Origin of the sequence: Vallitalea maricola, from assembly GCF_036985595.1 — a bacterium.
In the GTDB taxonomy this organism is placed as follows: domain Bacteria; phylum Bacillota; class Clostridia; order Lachnospirales; family Vallitaleaceae; genus Vallitalea; species Vallitalea maricola.
Window position 1 is genome coordinate 20,017 of the sequence record NZ_BTPU01000018.1, and the last position, 18,011, is coordinate 38,027.

The window sequence follows — 18,011 nt, forward strand, 5'->3', positions numbered from 1 at the left end:
TTCACATCTCCTTTGATTTTTAGAAATTGATAACTACTTTTAATACTTCTTCCGGATGTTGTGTAATCAGCTCTAGCGCATCAAGTATTTGGGTATAATCAAATTGATGTGTCATTAATTGTTCCGGATGAAGCTGTCCTGATTCAAATCCTTTTATTACGTCATCAAATCTTTTTTTATTAAGCCTAGAACCAATAATTTCAATTCCTTTTTTAGTAATATCAACCATTTTTATATTAGATGGTTCATTTTTCAATCCAATAACCACAACTCTAGTTCCTGGGTCAGCTAATTGTATACATTGTTCAAACGTTTTGGGAACACAAACTGTATCAACAATAACATGTATACCATCATTACCAGTAGTTTTCTTTATCTCTTTATTTAAATCTTGATTTGTTACTAAGACCGTAAAATCGGCCCCCATCTCTTTTGCTTTGTCTAATCGTTTGGGCAAAATATCGGTAATAATAACATTTGCACCTTTCATTTTTGCAACTTGCATGGTCGTTATACCAATAGGTCCGGCACCGAGAATTAATACGTTTTCACCTTTTTTTGTACGGCCTCTTTCATTTATTTCATAACCGATGGAATATGGTTCTACAAGTGAAAGCAACGAAACATCGAATTCTTGTTTTAAAAGATGCACATTACTTTTATTTACAGTTATGTATTCCCTAAAACCACCATCTCTATGAACACCTATTACTTCTAACTTATCGCACACATTATGATTATCATGAGTACACGCATAGCAACTTCCACAGCTTACTACTGGATCAACTGCAACCTTATCACCAACTTTAAAATCTTTGACACCATCTCCTAGACCTTTAATTATTCCTCCAAACTCATGTCCGATTATTCTCGGATAGGTTGCCAAAGCGTTCGTACCATTCCAAATACCTATATCAGAACCGCAAATACCACCGGATGTAACTTTTATTAGTACCTCATCTGGATTTGAAATAACGGGTATTGGCTCATCAACAACCAAAGTCTGATATGGTTCAACTACTTTTATAGAGAACAAAAAAACACCGCCTTCTTTTTTGATATATCAATTTAATGATTAACTTTCTTTTAATATAGGCCTTTTTTGTATTTTTTTCCAGAATATCATTAATTCATTTCATATCTAATATATTAGTTATCCATATGCTATCATTATTTTGTATTTCTGTCAATCATTTTTCACAACTTTTCTAAACATCAATATTAATCAATATACAACTTGACTATATTATTCAAACATGATAAATTATTAATATATTAATTATTATAGGAGATTTTAAAATGAATTTAGTTATTACCCCAAAACTTACAAATGAGAATAACCGAGAGTACTCATACAGAATCCTTCGTAAAAACATAATGTCTTTACAGTTAATACCCGGAGAAAACATTAATGAGCACGAATTATCAAATTTATTTTCCATGAGTAGAACACCCATTCATGAGTCATTAATCAATTTAAAAAACGAATATCTAATAGATGTCCTTCCTCAAAGCGGATCAAAAATCTCAAAAATTAGTATCCAAATTTTGAAAGAAGGTCTATATCTTCGATCAATTATAGAACCTGATTTGATAAAAAGTTTAATGGAAACCATCCACCCCAATCAATTATCAATATTATTCAATATACTCAATCAGCAAAAAAAAGTACTTAATGCTCCTGACAATATTGATTCTTTCTTCAAACTTGATGATTTGTATCATAAAACCATTTATGATATTTCTGGTAAACCACATATTTGGACAGCCACAAAGAAACTATGCTCTCATTTTGATAGAGTTAGATATCTTGATGCAATAATTAATGGCACTGACTTATCTACTATTTTTGAAGAGCATAATCAGATATACCACTACTTGATGATAGGAACATCTTCCGATTTTGATATCCATGCATTTTATGAATCTCATTTAAATTCATTCAAGAAGAGGTTTTATGATATTATGAAAAATTATCCCGATTATTTTGTTACTGATTAGAAATAGGCTTGCATCATCTAATTACGGCTATTCCATCTAGTAATAGACTCAACGTTACTATGTAGTTTCAAAATCGATACTGGCAAATGGAATATACTATATCACTAAACAATACAAAAACAATCTCTTCTTTATCTTTTCCGACTGCCAGCAACATTATTCTTTTTGCTTGAAATATTGAATACAAACACCTAAAATCACATAATTGTGACAAGGTGTTTTAATTATATTCACAATTCTCACTCTTCATATCAGACTCTCTTTATAATTACTCTCCTTTATAGTTTGATATGTTATAATGATTAGTGAATATTCATTTTGTCACATATCATGTAAGGAGGAATTTCATGCTTGTCATTGTAACATTTGTATTCTTAATATTTTCGTTTGTCCTTACTTATAAAAATCTTAAGAATCTATCGACTCGTTTTTTATTTGGCATCATTATTGGATGGATATTTTCACTAACGTCATTAATTTTGTATTTGAGTACTCATAACTATTACTTAAATATTGTTAATCGTTTTTTCTATTTAACACCTAATATGTGGAATTTATTAGTTTATATGAATCTAAACCCTGATATACTAATTCGTTGTTTAAATATTGGAATCTTATTATTTAACTATTCGTTAATAAGTTTTTCATTATCCTTTACGAGAACAGAAGTAAGAATATTTAATAGTTCTCATATATTCAAGCTTTTAGCGATTTGTCCTATCCTCCAGATCATAGCCTATGATCCAAAATTACAGAAATTGCTTCAAATTTATATTGGCAAACACGATTATATTAATTTCAAACAGTATTGGTTTTTTTTCAACATACTCAATGTTTTCTTTAAAACCACGAATATACTATATGTTTTCGGAGCTTTATCTATTTTAATCCTATTTTATTTTAAATATCCAAAGATTAAGTTCCTTAATAATTATACACTTTACAATATTTTATGTCTTATTCCTATAGCACTCATCCATTTTTTTATGTTTTATTGGGCACCAAGAATTCTTGTAAGAACAACTGTTATTAAAGGATTCTATAATTATTTAACCCCTAATTTAGACCGGTATGTTATGTTATATGATATCTTTCCAATTATTGAGCTTATTGTATTTGCGATCATGGTTTTTTCAATTTATCGTTATAACGCTATGGAAACATATTATAAAAACAAAGATGTTCATATTAACAAAAGTATTAATACAGCTTCAGTAGGTATGAGAGTCTTTACTCATGCTATTAAAAATCATATACAAGCCATAAAATCAGAGTCTGACTTTTTACGTGAAAAACATAGAAACGATAATGAATCCACCTATAGTTTAGATTTAATTCTTGACTCTTGTGCAAAATGTTTTGAAAGTCTTGAAATTGCTAATCATAAGCTGAAAAATATTGAACTTGATATGTATCCAACCTCTTTAGACGTGCCCATAAAAAAAGCTCTGGATAATTTTAAAACCGTACAATCAAAGATAAGAATTACCTATTGTTATGCTAATATACCCAAATCCTACATTGATGAAAATCATCTATCAGAAGTGCTTTGTAATATTATCAATAACGCTATTGAAGCCATCGGTAAAGAAAATGCTGGTGAAATACATATCTCATTAAAAGAGCAAAGCGGATGGGGCATTATAAGCATTATAGATGATGGACCGGGTATTCAGGAAGAATATCTGCCTATGTTATTTGAACCCTTTTTCAGTACCCATTCATCTGTTAATAATTGGGGAATAGGACTTTCATACTGCCATAAAATCATTACTGCTCATGATGGTAAAATCAGTGTCGAAAGTAAATCAGGCAAAGGAACAACATTTAGAATCGCTTTACCTATAATATAAAAGAGACTGTTTCATAAGAGTAGGTTTTACAGATACTTTTATGAGACAGTCACTAGTAATGCTTATAATATTAAAAAGAAATATTAACGAAAATTTTTACTTAACAACAAAATTATTATAATTCACTATATCTTACAAATTCTGTTCCTTTTGGAGAAAGTAACTCTCCATAAACTGTTATTTTATTATCATAATCATATCCCCATCTATATTCTATGAAGTATCCATTTTCATAATATCTATCAAAATGACGTGCAAGAATTTTTTTGGTACGACCATCTTCTAATTTAAATATAACTTGGTCTAATTTAGGGTCACGTGGATCCCTCTTAAATTGGTAGCTAAGTACTTTTGTTTTATTCTTAAATCGTTTATACTCTACCACATCGGCACAGGTTTCATACTTGTCATGGATAAAGCCCGCCCAAAAATAAGCTACATTGTATTTTAGTGGAGCTTCACTGGGGAAGGTATACTTCGTTCCTTCAGTTATAGTATAAGTATGTATTGTATTATATGTTTGAGAATAATTAACAGTAAGTGTCCTACTTAATTGACCTTCTAAAGCATTAAGTGTTTGAGTATGAGAACCACCTATGCTCCAAGTATAGCTAAAACTTTTTTGTACAGTTACCGTTTTTTCAGTTGTTTTTGTATGGCCACGTGGTACAGTCTCAACGATCTTGGCATGAGTAACATCACCATAATCCATTTGTACAAGTTTGATGTGGCGAATTCTATATAAGTATTTATTGCCTTGTGAATCTGTATATTTTTCGTAACCAGATTGAGAGGATTCTGGATATTTTGGGCCAAGGTATATATCAGCTCTGGTATCAGTCACTGGTTTAACGATATAATATTCTCCTCTTTTAATATATTTATCGCCAATGGGACTATTTTCTGCATAAACAGGTGCTGCCAAAATTGACACCAATGATAATAGTATTGTAAATGTTATAATTTTCTTTAATTTCATAATCTACACCTCCAGATTTTTTTGTAATGTATCTCTATAACCTATAGTAATATTTAAAAACTGTACTTTTAAATTAATAAAATGAGATAAATGAGATAATATCTAATTTTCATATTTAGTCACCTCCTATTACTTTTTATTCACATATAAAAATTAAATGTATTAGCCCTGTATCTGAAAGTATATCAAAATGTTGCGACAACTGTATGTCATATTGTATTAAAAACATATTAAGAATTTTATTAATGCTGTTTAATCCAATTAAGTTAAAATATTATTTTTTCTTAGTCTTTTCCTTTACACGCAAAAAGACAGGATTTAATCGGGACAACCAAATCCTATCTTTTATTTATAATCATGATCACTTTTATTAGGAACACAATGCAAATTTCAGGTTCGCCTATTTTCCACAAACTTAGAAAGTATATGCTTTCATCTCTTGATTTATATGATATTCCATATAATTTCTTATTAATTTACGTCTTTTCTGAATGCCTCAAAAAATCCTCCTGTGAGCATTATCCCTCCACCGATAAAAACACCAGTAATCATAGGCTTGAAATTATAAAAACCATTTTCTTGAATTACAAAATCACCAAATAGTTGGTGAATAATCATTGTCCTTCCCTCTACAACCTTCAAAGGCTCTAGCCAAAGACCCTCAGAGCCAAATAAAGAAGACACAATGATACTCACAATCATTACGGATAACCCCATATGTATTAATTCAATAAATACATTTTCGCGTTTTATTTTCTGGATGGAGATAAACTGTAATGCCAACGGTAGGCATACACATGCAAGAAGTATTGAAGCCCACAAATGAAATTGTTGAGTCATTTCAGATATTAAAATTACAATGCCTATGTCAACAACTAATCCTATTATTAGTGCTCTTTTATATTGATGCACCCTATGTATACTGAACAAAATGCTGTAAGTGACCGCCCAAACCAGTGCTACATCATTAAAGTATGCAATGGGTGTATCAACCCCGGTAATGATGGGACACAGGGTACCAATCAAAACAGCTAGTAAAAAAATGTTTAATAGGATTTTAAATAAATCCCTCAACTTAAGCGAAATCTTTTTCCTAGGAAGCCGGGGCTTCCTTTTTAGCAACCCAAGAACAATAATGAATAAGAGTCCTAGAAAAGCTATTAAAATCGGTATGCATAATTTTGATGATGCATAAGAATGCACCGAAAGCTTGTTGAGAAGACCGCTTCGCACCATAAAAGTTCCAAAGACAGCCAGTAAAAATGGGATTCTGGCTTTTAATGATGTTATATCACGCTCATGAATCATAATCGTTAGCAAGAGCCATGGCACTAGGGCTAAGTTTTCAATTGGATCCCACGCCCAAAAACCACCCCATCCTAAAGCTTGGTACGCCCAAATACTTCCGGTGATTAAACCGGCCCCCAGAAATGTCCATGAAAGGAGGACCCATTTTTTACTAACGAATTTAAAACTTTGGGCAAAAACTATAGCCATAGCCGAATAGCTAATAAAAATAATGGGTGGATGAAGTACCATCCAAGGATTTCTAAGAGCTAGATTTAACCCCTGTCCATCGAGGGGCTTGTGATTTAGTATCCCGAAAGGTTGACTAAAGCAGGTCAAGCAGATTAATCCACAACAGATGATTTGATACACTTTATTAACCTTTTCCTCATGTATTATAAAAAGATTCATCCAGAGTGTAATACACGCCCATAACATAAAGGATCCCTCTTGTCCCGACCATAAAGCAGATATCCTATAAAAAAGCGGCAAATCAGAGGAAGTATGTTGATAGACATAACTATATTGATAGTTCCCATTTATTTGATAATAAATAAGTAAAAGAGTAGCCGTTGTCATAAAAGATAACGCAACTACATATCCGATACTCGTTAAATGATTTTTATCTTTCCCTATTTTAAAATAAGGACTTAGGATAGCTATTAGGTTACCAATAAGACATCCTATAAGTAGTATCTGACCTATCTGCATTACTCTCCCTCCTCAAACCCATGAATCTTGTTACCTAATGGTTCATGACAAGCTCCACATTTCTTGATAAAGCCCACTTCATGAGTAACCTTTATTGGAAGGATATTATCAATGGGATTAAGAGAAGGCCATTCTGCATGAGGGCTGTTATGACAGGTTATGCAGGTGATAAAGCCGTTCATATCATCCGGGCCATTCATTAAAAAGGATTGGGAGTATAATTTTCCTTCATTGGATGCATACAATTCTCCATGGCAATTAGAACAATCCGGTTCCTCTAACCAGGGCACCCTGCCCATTTTTTGAGATTGGGCTACATTCTCCATATTCCCATGGCATTTTGTATTTGAACACTCTAGTCCGGCTGCAGCCATTACTCCTCTATTGCATTGAGTAACGGGTCCTGGATGGCAATTGTAACATTTTATAGCTAAATCTGATAATGACATTAATTGAGCATGGGTACTATGCATAACATATGAGACGCTATTATCCTCATGACAAGCACTGCATTTATACCTCTTTCCATTCTGTAAATCAACATATAAGTTTGTTCCTTCAAGGGAATCATGAGTCAACAAAATATTTTTATTGGTATCTGTTAAACCGTGACAATTGCTGCATAGCATTTCATCAGACACTGGAACAACAACTGCATCTTCTTTAGCAAGGATATCCCCGGATTTTGCATTTTTTACTGTCACCGTTAGTGTTTGATAGGGATTCATGGTTGTTTCATTGTCTTTATAAGGTGTGACCGGAATCATATCCGCTATGAAATAATGTTTATCTTTAGATAAGCTACATACACCACTTAAGGTATTACCCGTTATCCCTTCACCAGGCTTTAAATCATAACCATAATCCTTAGCATATTGCCAAAAGTTATTTTTATCTGCCGAAGTAGTATTATCATTAACTGAGTATTCAACAATGATACCTTTAGTAATTAACTTGGCCTTTTTGGTCCCTTTTTGAAAAATCTGTATACGAACCGTGTTTCCCGGCGGTAGTATCATAAATGCTGAATAATCCGATTGGATACAATGCATGCCCGATTCATTTGAAGCTAAAATCGTATATTCTGCTCCTTGAATTAATTCTGGAATTTTCTCTCTTGAATATAAATTATATGCGACTAAGCCAATTAAGCAAATGCTCATAATCACGCTAACTCTAAGGTATTGGGATTTATGTCCTAACATAAACTCTCTCCTTAATATTCTTTATTAATTATATTAAAAAGTTTATATATTAAGTCCATATTTTAAATTAAAATATCTTAAATGACTTTGTCGGTTATATCCATTAGCCTTTTATTCCTGTAGCTGCAATTCCTTCTATAAAGTAGTCTTGAGCAATGAGATATATGATTATAGTTGGTATCGTAGCTGAAACTGCTGCTGCCATTAGCAGAGAATAGGATGAGCTATATTCTGTCTGAAAGTTTCTCATTCCAAGCTGCAGCGTCTTCAGCTTTTCAGCATTTATATATATCAAGGGTCCAAGGAAATCATTCCATCTATCCACAAAAGTAAATACAACTAAACTAGCTATAGCTGGTTTTGATAGAGGAAGAATCATTTTAAAGTATATTCCAAATTCACTGCAACCATCGATACGTGCTGATTGGGAAATCTCTTCTGGTATACCCAAGAAAAACTGTCTGAATAGAAATACACCAAACGGACTAAACGCCCCAGTAAGTATTAGTGCTAAATGTGTGTCTACTAATCCTAATTTTCTTATGATCATAAACTGTGGAATCATTATTACTTGGTATGGAATCATCATTGTAAATAAATATCCTAAGAATAATTTATCTCTTTCAGGATAATGTATCTTAGAAAATGAATATGCCGCCAATGAACATGTTATAATCTGTAAAAAAGTTACCCAGAATGCTATTTTAAATGTGTTCCAATAATAGGTCATAAATGGTAATTCCGTCCATACTTTTACGTAATTATCCCATTTAATATGTTTCGGAATCCATCGAATTGGAAACTCAAAGACCTCTATCTCAGGTTTTAAAGATGCTGATATCATCCATAAAAATGGTATAATCATTGTTAAAGATAGTAGAATTATAATAAAGTAAAATAGATCTTTTTTTATTTTCTTTGAGTTTGTTCTCTTTTTTTTAATGTCCAAATCATTCATTACTATTTCCATTCTATCGCCTCCTTATGTTATTTCTAATAATTAACCCATTTCTTTTGTCCTCTAAATTGAATCAAAGTTATCAATACAATAATTGCAAATAAAACATAGGCCATAGCCGATGCATATCCAAGATTATATTTCTGGAATGCTTCAACGTAAATATTATATACCAATACATTCGTTGAACGTCCTGGTCCACCTTCCGTTAACGCATATATCTCTGTAAATACTTTGAAGGAATTAATGACACCGATAATAACCGCAAAGAAGATAACTGGAGATAGCATAGGTACTGTAACTTTTCTAAACTTATGCCATGAATTGGCTCCATCAATATTAGCAGCTTCATATAAATTCTTTGGTATACCTTGTAATCCTGCAAGAAAAATAATCATGTAGTACCCAATCATTTTCCATATATACATAATAATAACGGAGGTCATAGCCCATTTAGTCGAGGATAACCACCTAGGTGGATTATCTATGCCTATACTTCTAAGAAAGCCATTTATGGGTCCCATACTTGGATGATAGAGTAATTGCCAAACAACAGCTACAGCAAGAGCTGCCGTTATATAAGGTAAGAAAAATGCCATTCTATATATTTTTATGCCTTTAATCCCTTTATTAAGGGCTACTGCTACTAATAAAGCAAGAATCATGGTTACCGGTACCGAAATAGCGGTAAAATAGATATTATTCCATAAAGAAATCTGGAATGTACTGTCTGAAAATAAGTTCATATAGTTTTTGAATCCTATGAAGTTAAGCTCCCCAAAACCATCCCAATCTGTAAAACTTAATACCATAGAAACTACAACAGGCAAAAAGGTAAAGATTGCAAACCCTATAATGTTAGGTAATAAAAATGCATACCCTTTTAATCTATTACGCCTTATACTTTTTTTTCTGTTACTCATTAAGTCACCTCTTTACTTTCAATCATAATATTAATTTCGTTCTTATTAACTGAAACGATTTGAATAATGCACTTCACATAGAATGAAGTGCATTCGTTAATAAACTATTTGTTATTTGTTTAATTCAGATTTTGTTCTTTCTAAAATGACTTTCATTGTATCTTCAACAGATCTTTCTCCTGCAAAAGTTAATTCAGCCTCTTTTCCAAAAATTTCATCTTTTACAATCTTAGCACCAGGTACTGTAGGGTTTTCAAAATATACTTTTTGTTCTACTAAAATACCAATATTATTAGGTTTAGAATTTCCATCTCCAACATATATTTTCTTAATCTCGTCACTATTATATGCTGGTAATCTACCATATTCAGCAAATATTTTAGCACCTTCTAAACCAGTAGCAAATTTTATGAATTCCCATGAAGCATCAACTTTTTTGGATTTTGCATTAATACCTATAGGACTTGCCATTCCCCAAGTCGTATTTGGTGAAACACCTTCAGGATGTGGCATAGGTGCTATATCCCAGTCAAATGTAACTGTACCTTCTTTTTCTAATGTTCTTAATTGGTCGATATGCCATTCGCCAATAATGTTCATAGCAAGAGTTCCTTTAGCAAACTCAGTTTTATAATGTGCATTTGTAGCTTTTTGTTCGATGTAAGACATGATAGAGCCATCTTTTTCTAAATCCATTCTTAATTGAAGAGCATCCTTAAATGGTGTTAAATCTTCATCAACAATTGTCGCTCCAGTTTGTAAACCGGGTCCATACCAAGATTGAGGCCATGTATGTAAATAAGCACCCCATATTTTCTCATTGCCTTCTCCCCTTGTCATCTTCTTAGCTAATTCACGAAATTCTGCCCATGTCATATCATCTGAAGGATAGTCGACTCCTGCTTTATCAAATAAATCTTTGTTATAATATAATACCCATGATGATTTTGTAAAAGGTAAAGAATATAACTTATTATCAATCTTTAATCCATTGTATAATGGTCCAAATGAAGCTACTTCTAATCCATATTTTTTCACTAAATCATCTAACTGTAATAATTGGTTTTTCACAGCAATATCGCTATAATCAGCAGTATTTTTCATAGCCATTACATCAATATCTGCTCCTCCAGCTAATTGTACAACTAATTTATCTTGATGTTCTTGACTTGGGAATTCTATAAGATCAACTTTTATAAGCGGATTCTCTTTTTCAAATTCTTTAATAATTTCAGTGAAAGCATTAACAGTATCTGTCCATGTTGCCACTTTTATGGTTACTGGCTTTTTCTCTTTATTGGAATTGGATTCTGTTGTCTTTTCGTCATCATTACTTGATACATTTTTTGTTTTTGTTTCACTTTTACAACCTACCAACAAAGATACTACTAATGTTAGCAGCACTATTATTGATAATATTTTTTTACTCATGATTAAATCCTCCTCAGTATTTTTTTCTTCATATTCATTATGTTTATTATAGTATTTTTGAGATGATTTATTAAGTTGAAAAAATTATACCCCTAATTCTTGATGCTGTTGGAAACACATCTAATGATATTCAAAGTTAATCGTTGATATAGCATCTTATATTCCTTCCCTAGTCAGTCATAATGGTCGCTATTCAATAATTTATTAATGGCTAATTTACTAGTATAATGCTAGATATCCTTTATATAAGTTATAATTTTTATACTACCCTATGATTGGATTTGTGTTCAATAACCTTACTCAGTAGTCTATATACCTATAATAAGCGTCTAATTCTAACGTAAGTTTGGTTCCTTCTATCAAAATGAACTTTCTATACGATTAAGAGGGGAATGATTTATACCCCTTACTTTTTTTGCCAATTTACTTGGTCATTTGTTATAATAGGAATACATAAGATAAGGCTAGCTTAATCTATGCTTTTCTTATCCTTAGATTATAATTTCATAACCTTAATAACTATTATCCTTCATTAAATAACCAGATTACTTAGGAGGTTTATTATGACAAATGATATGATTAAAGTAATGATTGCGGATGATATGATAGCCCATAGAAGAAGACTTGAACGAATTATTGCCAAACAATCGGATATGGAATTAGTTGCTTCTGCTGAAAATGGATATGAGGCAGTTATGTTTGCTGGAATGTATAAACCAGATATAATTCTCATGGATATAGAAATGGAAAATCAGATGGCTGGTATAACAGCTGCAAAGCAAATCAATGACACTTTAAGTGCAATAAAAATTATTATGTTGACTGTTTGTGACCGTAGCGAAATCGTAGTTGCCGCATTTCAAACTGGTATTGTGGATTATATTTTAAAAACAGCCGAACCAGAAGAAATTATCGATGCCATACGTTCTGCTCATAAAAACCTTTCGCCCATAAGGCCAATCATAGCAGAAAAAATCAGAAAAGAATTTCGAGAAAGCAAAATCAAAGAACAGAGCCTTCTCTATGTATTAAAACTTATTTCCGAATTAACATCCAGTGAATTAGAAGTGTTAAAATTATTATGTGACGGCATGACTAGAAAACAAATTGCCCAACTGCGTTTTGTAGAAGTTGGAACAATAAAAAAGCAAATAAACAGTATACTAAAAAAATGTGAACAAAATCGAACAAAAGATTTAATCTATATTATAAAAGAATTAAGGATTTTTGATATTCTCAAGAAATTATGATTGTCATATATCTATATATCAGTATTAATGACTTGTTAAAATGCAATGTCCTACGACTACTATAAGTGTGTATTTATTTCTCTAGGTTTGTTTCTAACAATACTACATAGACAAGTCATTAATCTATCTTATAATCATTATTTTGTTTAATTCTTTTTCATTAATTTCAATGTCAGCTTCTTCAACTAAACTATTTATATATTCTTCATACTTATCCTTTGAATAATTGATTCTTACATGATCTTTTACTTCTTCAAAGGATTTATAGCCATTATCAACCTTATCTATGAGTCGAATAATTATGAAATAATTATTCTCTTCTATTATTTCGCTGATTTCACCTATAGCTAGTAATTTCACCGTTTTCTTTATATCTGGATATTTTTCACTATCCATTTTTGCTGTATTTTCATTTAATATTTGTTTATCAAATTGTAAATTTATGTTATTATTCTCATATTTATCAGTAATTGTTTTCAAACTCTCTCCACTATTTATATTTTTTCTTATCTTATCTAGAGTTTCAAAAACTAAGGATTTATTTTCGTTATTTATTTCTGCCGTTATTTTTTCAATTGTAAATTGATCTTCTTGCTTATATTGCAACGCTCTCGTATTATTATAATATTTTATTAATTCTGCATCATCGGGTTTAAATTTTTCTTTATTAAGTGTTTCTATTAATTCAAGAATCATCGTACTATGGGTATAGGAAAAATACTCGCTTTCTCCATATTCTGTTGGACCATATATAACTTCATTATTTTCCAAAGCTTTCTTTCTTCTTTCATTCTCATTTTTCAGTTTCTTTAAGAATTCCTTATATGTAATATCGTCTATCAACCCATTTTCCCTAGCTAAAGACTGTTCTATTTTAATTCTAACGAGCTCTTTTAGGGTCTTTTCTCTTGATACTTCTATTGGAACCTCTCCTCCGTATTCACTGGTCCAAAAGTTATTACTATCATCAACATTATACTGATTCTTAAAATAATTATAGATAATCGCTCTATGATCCTTTAGCCGGGCAATAAACTCTTTTCGTGTAATTTCCTCACCATTAATATTGGCTACCACCACATCTTCATTACTTCTTCTAAAGATTTTTATTGTAAAAATCATGGCAATGGTAAGCAGTATCATAAATATACCCAAGGAAAAAAAGTATACTCTCTTTCTATTTTCTTTATTCTTAGTATTTTTCATTTTTCTTCCTCCCAAAAGTACCTTCAAAAACAATATTAATGATAATAATCTTTAGATAAGGGACAGGCAAACTCCTATCCCTTATTTAAAAAGCTTATTCAGTTAATAGAAGTATTGGTCCATTATCTATAGCTTCTTTTGATGCAAAAGTTACATCATTTCTAGAAGTATCCATGTCTTCGTTAACGAATACTAATGAAATTCTTTTATCACCCATATTAGCATTAACATAATCTGTTATATCAATAGTATAACTCCTATTTAGCTCATTTGTCACTTCAAAACTTGTAATATATGTTCCTGATGCAGGTGAATTGTTCCATGTAAGATTGGATTCATCCCAGTTTTCATCATTTATACCATATACTTTTACTGTCCTTAATGGGTCTGTATTAACATTGGTAACAAAAAGTTTCACAACTGCTTTTGAGACATTTTGTTTATTATAAACTTGATAATCAAATAACATATAAGATTTCCTTCTATATGAGGCGGCATCACTTTTTACCATTAATCCTTCATCATTTCCATAATTTTGATCTGCATAATTGCCATCCCTTACATAAGCATCTTCATTAGGATTAATCTTGGCTGTTACAGAATCTGTTATAACTAACTCAGGTTGATAGTACCAAGAATCTTTTGAACCAAAGGTAACATCACCTTGTGAGCTAATACTTCCTTCATTGACCAACACTAATGCAAGTTTTTTATCCACCATATTATCTTTGGCAAAATCTGTTATATTGAATTCATACCACTTATTCGATTCATTAGAAACCTCAAAAGATGTAATGTAGCTTCCTTGTGTTGGTGCATTATTCCATGTGATATTGGACTCATCCCAGTTTTCTTCGTTGACACCGTACACTTTTATCGTCCTTGTGGGATCACCATTAACGTGAGAAACATATAAACGTATAACTGCTTCTTCAATGTTTTTCTTGGTATAATTATTAAAATCAAATAGGAGATAAGCCTTTCTATTATAGGAAGTTGCATCTTTTTTTACAGTCAATCCTGTATCATACCCAAAGTTATTATCAGCATAGCTACCATCTCTAACATAAGCATCTTGTAGAGGGTAAAAAACACCTTCTGGTCCTTGTTCTGGAGGAGGAACTTGACCTTCATATTCGTGAGCACCTATATCAGGTGTGGAATTATACAAGGTATTACCAAAATAATCTTTCCCTCCGTTGTTGGTTATTTTTACACCTGCATTGATACATGGTGAATCTGATTTTATCTTATAAGCTTCACCCGCACTTAATCCTAACCCTTCATAGCCTGGATTAACAAAGCCTGGATTCTCAGTAATTAAGCCTAAGTGTGAAGTTGGTCCATTAATATCGTCAATGGTGCTTGGATAAAAGCAATTATTATAAAATTCTCCTGTTACTTGATCTTTTGAAAATTTTGTAATGGTTCCATGACTTTCTATAATATTATTATAGAATTTCATTACTCTTCCTGTTCCCCATGTATTAAATATTCTAGTTGAAATACCTTCTTTTATGTATATGCTATTATTATAGATCATGGGAGCTTCTGATGGACTTGAAGGACCATAATGGAATATCTCATTTCCATTACCATCGTTTACACTAATATTATACCTAAAAACGCTGTTAGTTGAACCATTCATAAATAAACAGAAACCGCCATTGTTATCATGGCTATAATTATATTGATAGATGGTTCCATCACAATATAAATCAATGTCAAATGCTTCCCCATCATTATATCCATATCTTCCACCATAAACCTCATTAAACTGGAATACAGCATCATGACTTGTAAACACCCAGCAACCTGCATAATTTCTATTACCTACATTAGTATTGCAATGATTTTTGACCACATTATTTTCAACCAAACCACCTGAAATAGTCTCTGCAAGAACAATTCCATCACCAAGGACTTCTTCTACAAAATTATTTCGGATGACAATATTACGATTAACTTTCGGATAGTTAGTTCCATCTTGGGTTTTATTTCTGATACCCTCAATGGCAACATTTTTAACATGGTTATTTTCGATTACAACATCATTAAACCCTGATGTTACACTGGTATTCACTCCATCTATTTTTTGCTTAGAACTATATACAATTATGCCTCCACTTATCTTACTTCCATCTTTATCAGAGTTAACATCATGTACATAACAATTATTAATTCTTATATGATTTTTTGTTCCTCCACCACCATTATATATTAATATACCACATCTAACTGATTTTTCAGTACTATGGTAGTTTGTTACTTCTAAATTATTAATTTCCCAATACTCATCATTTACAATCATGACCGCTCCAGATACTAAGGTAGGTGTGACAGTCCCTTGCCCATTTATTATCGGTTTATCACCAACACCATACTTATCAACAATAATGGGATTTCCTTCTGCCCCTGAACCTTTTAACCAAAGTTGTCCGTTCCAAACACATCCAGCCTTAAACAGTATCTTATCCCCCGATTGAAACGTTGTACTGTTAACTTTATCTAATGTTTTCCATGCTGATGCTTCATTTGTTCCTGATTGACTATCATCCCCGTTTAGAGAATCTACATAGTAAGTTGTTCCTGTTGCTGCTTTTATCACAACGGGTGTGTCTATCATGATACTACTTAAGGCTATTGCAGCCATCATACAATATGAAACAAATCTCCTAACTGTTTTTTTGCTCATTAAATACGCCTCCTTAAATGCAATAATCATTATTTTTAATACTCATATATCATATTATTCTCTTTAGCCTTTTTTAACAAGATGAATGTTTTATACCCCCTAGAATAATTATTTGTTCTTCCACACCCTACTTAAATATCGTAGTTAATATGCTACCTACGCATTAACCAACACGTGTTGATTATCATTATGGTAAAATATTTTTATCAATTTTTCAATATGCAGTATTTTTTAATTTGTAGGTTAACAAACACAATTTTATTAACTGTATGAGAATGGAGATATTTTTTCTATGGTTTTTCTTGCTGCTTGATATGCAGTTCAACTATTCGGCTGATACGATAAGTATCATGCTGGCAAATATGGGAGTTGCTGGTCTACAGCATTGAGATAAAATTAGATATTAATTTTGTTCTAATTTGTTGCAAAATAAAAGCCACGAAGAATTCTTCATAGCTGTTTCACTGGTAGTGATGCCATCTTTGGTATTTTCTACACCATAAATTGCATGATGAAGCCCTAGCCTGTCTGCTCATTACATTTTAGAGCAATCACGCTTTTTGAATAAAATTTGATTCTACTTTTGTCTTATAACTATCAACATGATAAGTATAAATAAAACCGGAATTACACATATAATACTCTGTAATTTAGCACAATTTTTTCTATTTATTCTCATTGCAATCCTCCTATTTAAAATCGAAAATAAATAAATGGATTATAGGTCGAAGCAACCATATATGCTGTTGAAACAAACATTAATGCACAATAGTTCGATATCTTTTTCATACAGTGCAGGGTTTTGCCATTAGATTAAGAGATTCTAGGACATATAGATCTTTAACTTATTTTAATGGACTTAAATATTCACAAGTACTATTTATTAATTTATTGTTTACTTGCATTATTCACCCCATTTTTCATGTATAATAAATTCTCATAAATTATTGTATAGTCGTTAGGAAACTCATGTCCTAGTTTTTCAACCCACAACTTCTTTACATTAATATCTCTACCCTTTAATTCATGATATAGAATCTGACTCCTTGCAAAACAGTCCTCATCTTCCATCCCACAGACTATATAAACATTTGTACTATATCTCTCAAGTTTGTCTGACAACTTCTTCAAATCTTCATCTATCATTGGAATCCATGGCGACTGAAGTAAAAGTGAAGTACATTTAATATCATATTTTAGTAATGTTTTAAGAATAGTGTTACATCCGGAAGAAAACCCACAAAGTATTTTTTCATCATATTTTTCCCAATCCATTTTTTTTATTTCAGAACTTAACTGCTCTGAACCTGTTCCATTATCTTCCCATCTAAAAATGCCACATGAGTCAATCTCTTCTGACTGAACATACTCAACCTGAAAACCAAGATTTTCAACAAATTCCCAATCTGATTTACTGTGAACTATACTTTGCTGATTGCTATGAAGAGCAAACGCTATCTTATTACTCTTCATTTCCTTCCAAGTATTGCCGCTAAGCAATACAAAAAGTTG

Annotated in this window: 13 protein-coding genes; 3 read left to right on the forward strand and 10 right to left on the reverse strand. The window is 31.5% G+C overall.

Annotated elements, in window-relative coordinates:
• Positions 1-19 precede the first annotated feature (19 nt).
• Positions 20-1,036 (reverse strand): zinc-binding alcohol dehydrogenase family protein, encoded by a 1,017-nt coding sequence (locus tag AACQ14_RS05825; RefSeq protein ID WP_339362642.1) that lies wholly within the window; start codon positions 1,034-1,036, stop codon positions 20-22.
• 263 nt (positions 1,037-1,299) lie between these two features.
• Between AACQ14_RS05825 and AACQ14_RS05830 the strand changes: the two genes are divergently transcribed.
• Together AACQ14_RS05830 and AACQ14_RS05835 are read left to right on the forward strand one after the other, a co-directional pair.
• Entirely contained in the window at positions 1,300-2,001 is a 702-nt protein-coding gene (locus AACQ14_RS05830; RefSeq protein ID WP_339362643.1) for a GntR family transcriptional regulator, read from the forward strand.
• Positions 2,002-2,987: 986 nt separating this feature from the next.
• Positions 2,988-3,854 carry a sensor histidine kinase gene (locus AACQ14_RS05835; protein ID WP_339362644.1) on the forward strand — a complete coding sequence of 289 codons (867 nt, stop codon included), beginning with the start codon at positions 2,988-2,990 and terminating at the stop codon, positions 3,852-3,854.
• 115 nt (positions 3,855-3,969) lie between these two features.
• Here the strand turns inward: AACQ14_RS05835 and AACQ14_RS05840 are convergent, their stop codons facing one another.
• From AACQ14_RS05840 to AACQ14_RS05865, 6 genes are all read right to left on the reverse strand, one after another.
• On the reverse strand, positions 3,970-4,833 hold the full coding sequence (locus tag AACQ14_RS05840) for a hypothetical protein (RefSeq protein ID WP_339362645.1): 864 nt from the start codon (positions 4,831-4,833) through the stop codon (positions 3,970-3,972).
• 471 nt (positions 4,834-5,304) lie between these two features.
• The gene (gene ccsA / locus AACQ14_RS05845) at positions 5,305-6,831 is read right to left on the reverse strand and encodes a cytochrome c biogenesis protein CcsA (RefSeq protein ID WP_339362646.1); all 1,527 of its coding nucleotides are present in this window, start codon (positions 6,829-6,831) and stop codon (positions 5,305-5,307) included.
• On the reverse strand, positions 6,831-8,036 hold the full coding sequence (locus AACQ14_RS05850) for a cytochrome c3 family protein (RefSeq protein ID WP_339362647.1): 1,206 nt from the start codon (positions 8,034-8,036) through the stop codon (positions 6,831-6,833). Before AACQ14_RS05850 ends, ccsA begins: the two co-directional genes overlap by 1 nt.
• 103 nt (positions 8,037-8,139) lie before the next feature.
• Complete coding sequence (locus AACQ14_RS05855) at positions 8,140-9,006, reverse strand: carbohydrate ABC transporter permease (RefSeq protein WP_339362648.1); 867 nt, start codon at positions 9,004-9,006, stop codon at positions 8,140-8,142.
• 23 nt (positions 9,007-9,029) lie between these two features.
• A complete protein-coding gene (locus AACQ14_RS05860) occupies positions 9,030-9,917 on the reverse strand; it encodes a carbohydrate ABC transporter permease (protein ID WP_339362649.1) in 888 nt (295 codons plus the stop codon).
• A 111-nt stretch (positions 9,918-10,028) separates the two neighbouring features.
• Positions 10,029-11,348, reverse strand: coding sequence for an ABC transporter substrate-binding protein (locus tag AACQ14_RS05865; RefSeq protein ID WP_339362650.1), 1,320 nt, complete (start codon positions 11,346-11,348; stop codon positions 10,029-10,031).
• A gap of 563 nt (positions 11,349-11,911) precedes the next feature.
• Between AACQ14_RS05865 and AACQ14_RS05870 the strand changes: the two genes are divergently transcribed.
• On the forward strand, positions 11,912-12,598 hold the full coding sequence (locus AACQ14_RS05870) for a response regulator transcription factor (protein WP_339362651.1): 687 nt from the start codon (positions 11,912-11,914) through the stop codon (positions 12,596-12,598).
• A gap of 123 nt (positions 12,599-12,721) precedes the next feature.
• Here the strand turns inward: AACQ14_RS05870 and AACQ14_RS05875 are convergent, their stop codons facing one another.
• The 3 genes from AACQ14_RS05875 to AACQ14_RS05885 all read right to left on the reverse strand — a co-directional run bounded on the left by AACQ14_RS05875 (position 12,722) and on the right by AACQ14_RS05885 (position 17,972).
• Positions 12,722-13,804 (reverse strand): peptidyl-prolyl cis-trans isomerase, encoded by a 1,083-nt coding sequence (locus AACQ14_RS05875; RefSeq protein ID WP_339362652.1) that lies wholly within the window; start codon positions 13,802-13,804, stop codon positions 12,722-12,724.
• A 94-nt stretch (positions 13,805-13,898) separates the two neighbouring features.
• On the reverse strand, positions 13,899-16,499 hold the full coding sequence (locus tag AACQ14_RS05880) for a CBM96 family carbohydrate-binding protein (RefSeq protein WP_339362653.1): 2,601 nt from the start codon (positions 16,497-16,499) through the stop codon (positions 13,899-13,901).
• Positions 16,500-17,387: 888 nt separating this feature from the next.
• Positions 17,388-17,972, reverse strand: coding sequence for an alpha/beta hydrolase (locus AACQ14_RS05885; protein WP_339362654.1), 585 nt, complete (start codon positions 17,970-17,972; stop codon positions 17,388-17,390).
• Between the last annotated feature and the right edge of the window lie 39 nt (positions 17,973-18,011).

Excerpts from the sequence above, each read along its gene's own strand:
- AACQ14_RS05830 (WP_339362643.1), top strand. The coding sequence starts at position 1,300 with ATGAATTTAGTTATTACCCCAAAACTTACAAATGAGAATAACCGAGAG.
- AACQ14_RS05835 (WP_339362644.1), top strand. The coding sequence starts at position 2,988 with ATGTTTTATTGGGCACCAAGAATTCTTGTAAGAACAACTGTTATTAAA.
- AACQ14_RS05840 (WP_339362645.1), bottom strand. The coding sequence starts at position 4,833 with ATGAAATTAAAGAAAATTATAACATTTACAATACTATTATCATTGGTG.
- ccsA (WP_339362646.1), bottom strand. The coding sequence starts at position 6,831 with ATGCAGATAGGTCAGATACTACTTATAGGATGTCTTATTGGTAACCTA.
- AACQ14_RS05850 (WP_339362647.1), bottom strand. The coding sequence starts at position 8,036 with ATGTTAGGACATAAATCCCAATACCTTAGAGTTAGCGTGATTATGAGC.
- AACQ14_RS05855 (WP_339362648.1), bottom strand. The coding sequence starts at position 9,006 with ATGGAAATAGTAATGAATGATTTGGACATTAAAAAAAAGAGAACAAAC.
- AACQ14_RS05860 (WP_339362649.1), bottom strand. The coding sequence starts at position 9,917 with ATGAGTAACAGAAAAAAAAGTATAAGGCGTAATAGATTAAAAGGGTAT.
- AACQ14_RS05865 (WP_339362650.1), bottom strand. The coding sequence starts at position 11,348 with ATGAGTAAAAAAATATTATCAATAATAGTGCTGCTAACATTAGTAGTA.
- AACQ14_RS05870 (WP_339362651.1), top strand. The coding sequence starts at position 11,912 with ATGACAAATGATATGATTAAAGTAATGATTGCGGATGATATGATAGCC.
- AACQ14_RS05875 (WP_339362652.1), bottom strand. The coding sequence starts at position 13,804 with ATGAAAAATACTAAGAATAAAGAAAATAGAAAGAGAGTATACTTTTTT.
- AACQ14_RS05880 (WP_339362653.1), bottom strand. The coding sequence starts at position 16,499 with ATGAGCAAAAAAACAGTTAGGAGATTTGTTTCATATTGTATGATGGCT.
- AACQ14_RS05885 (WP_339362654.1), bottom strand. The coding sequence starts at position 17,972 with ATGAAGAGTAATAAGATAGCGTTTGCTCTTCATAGCAATCAGCAAAGT.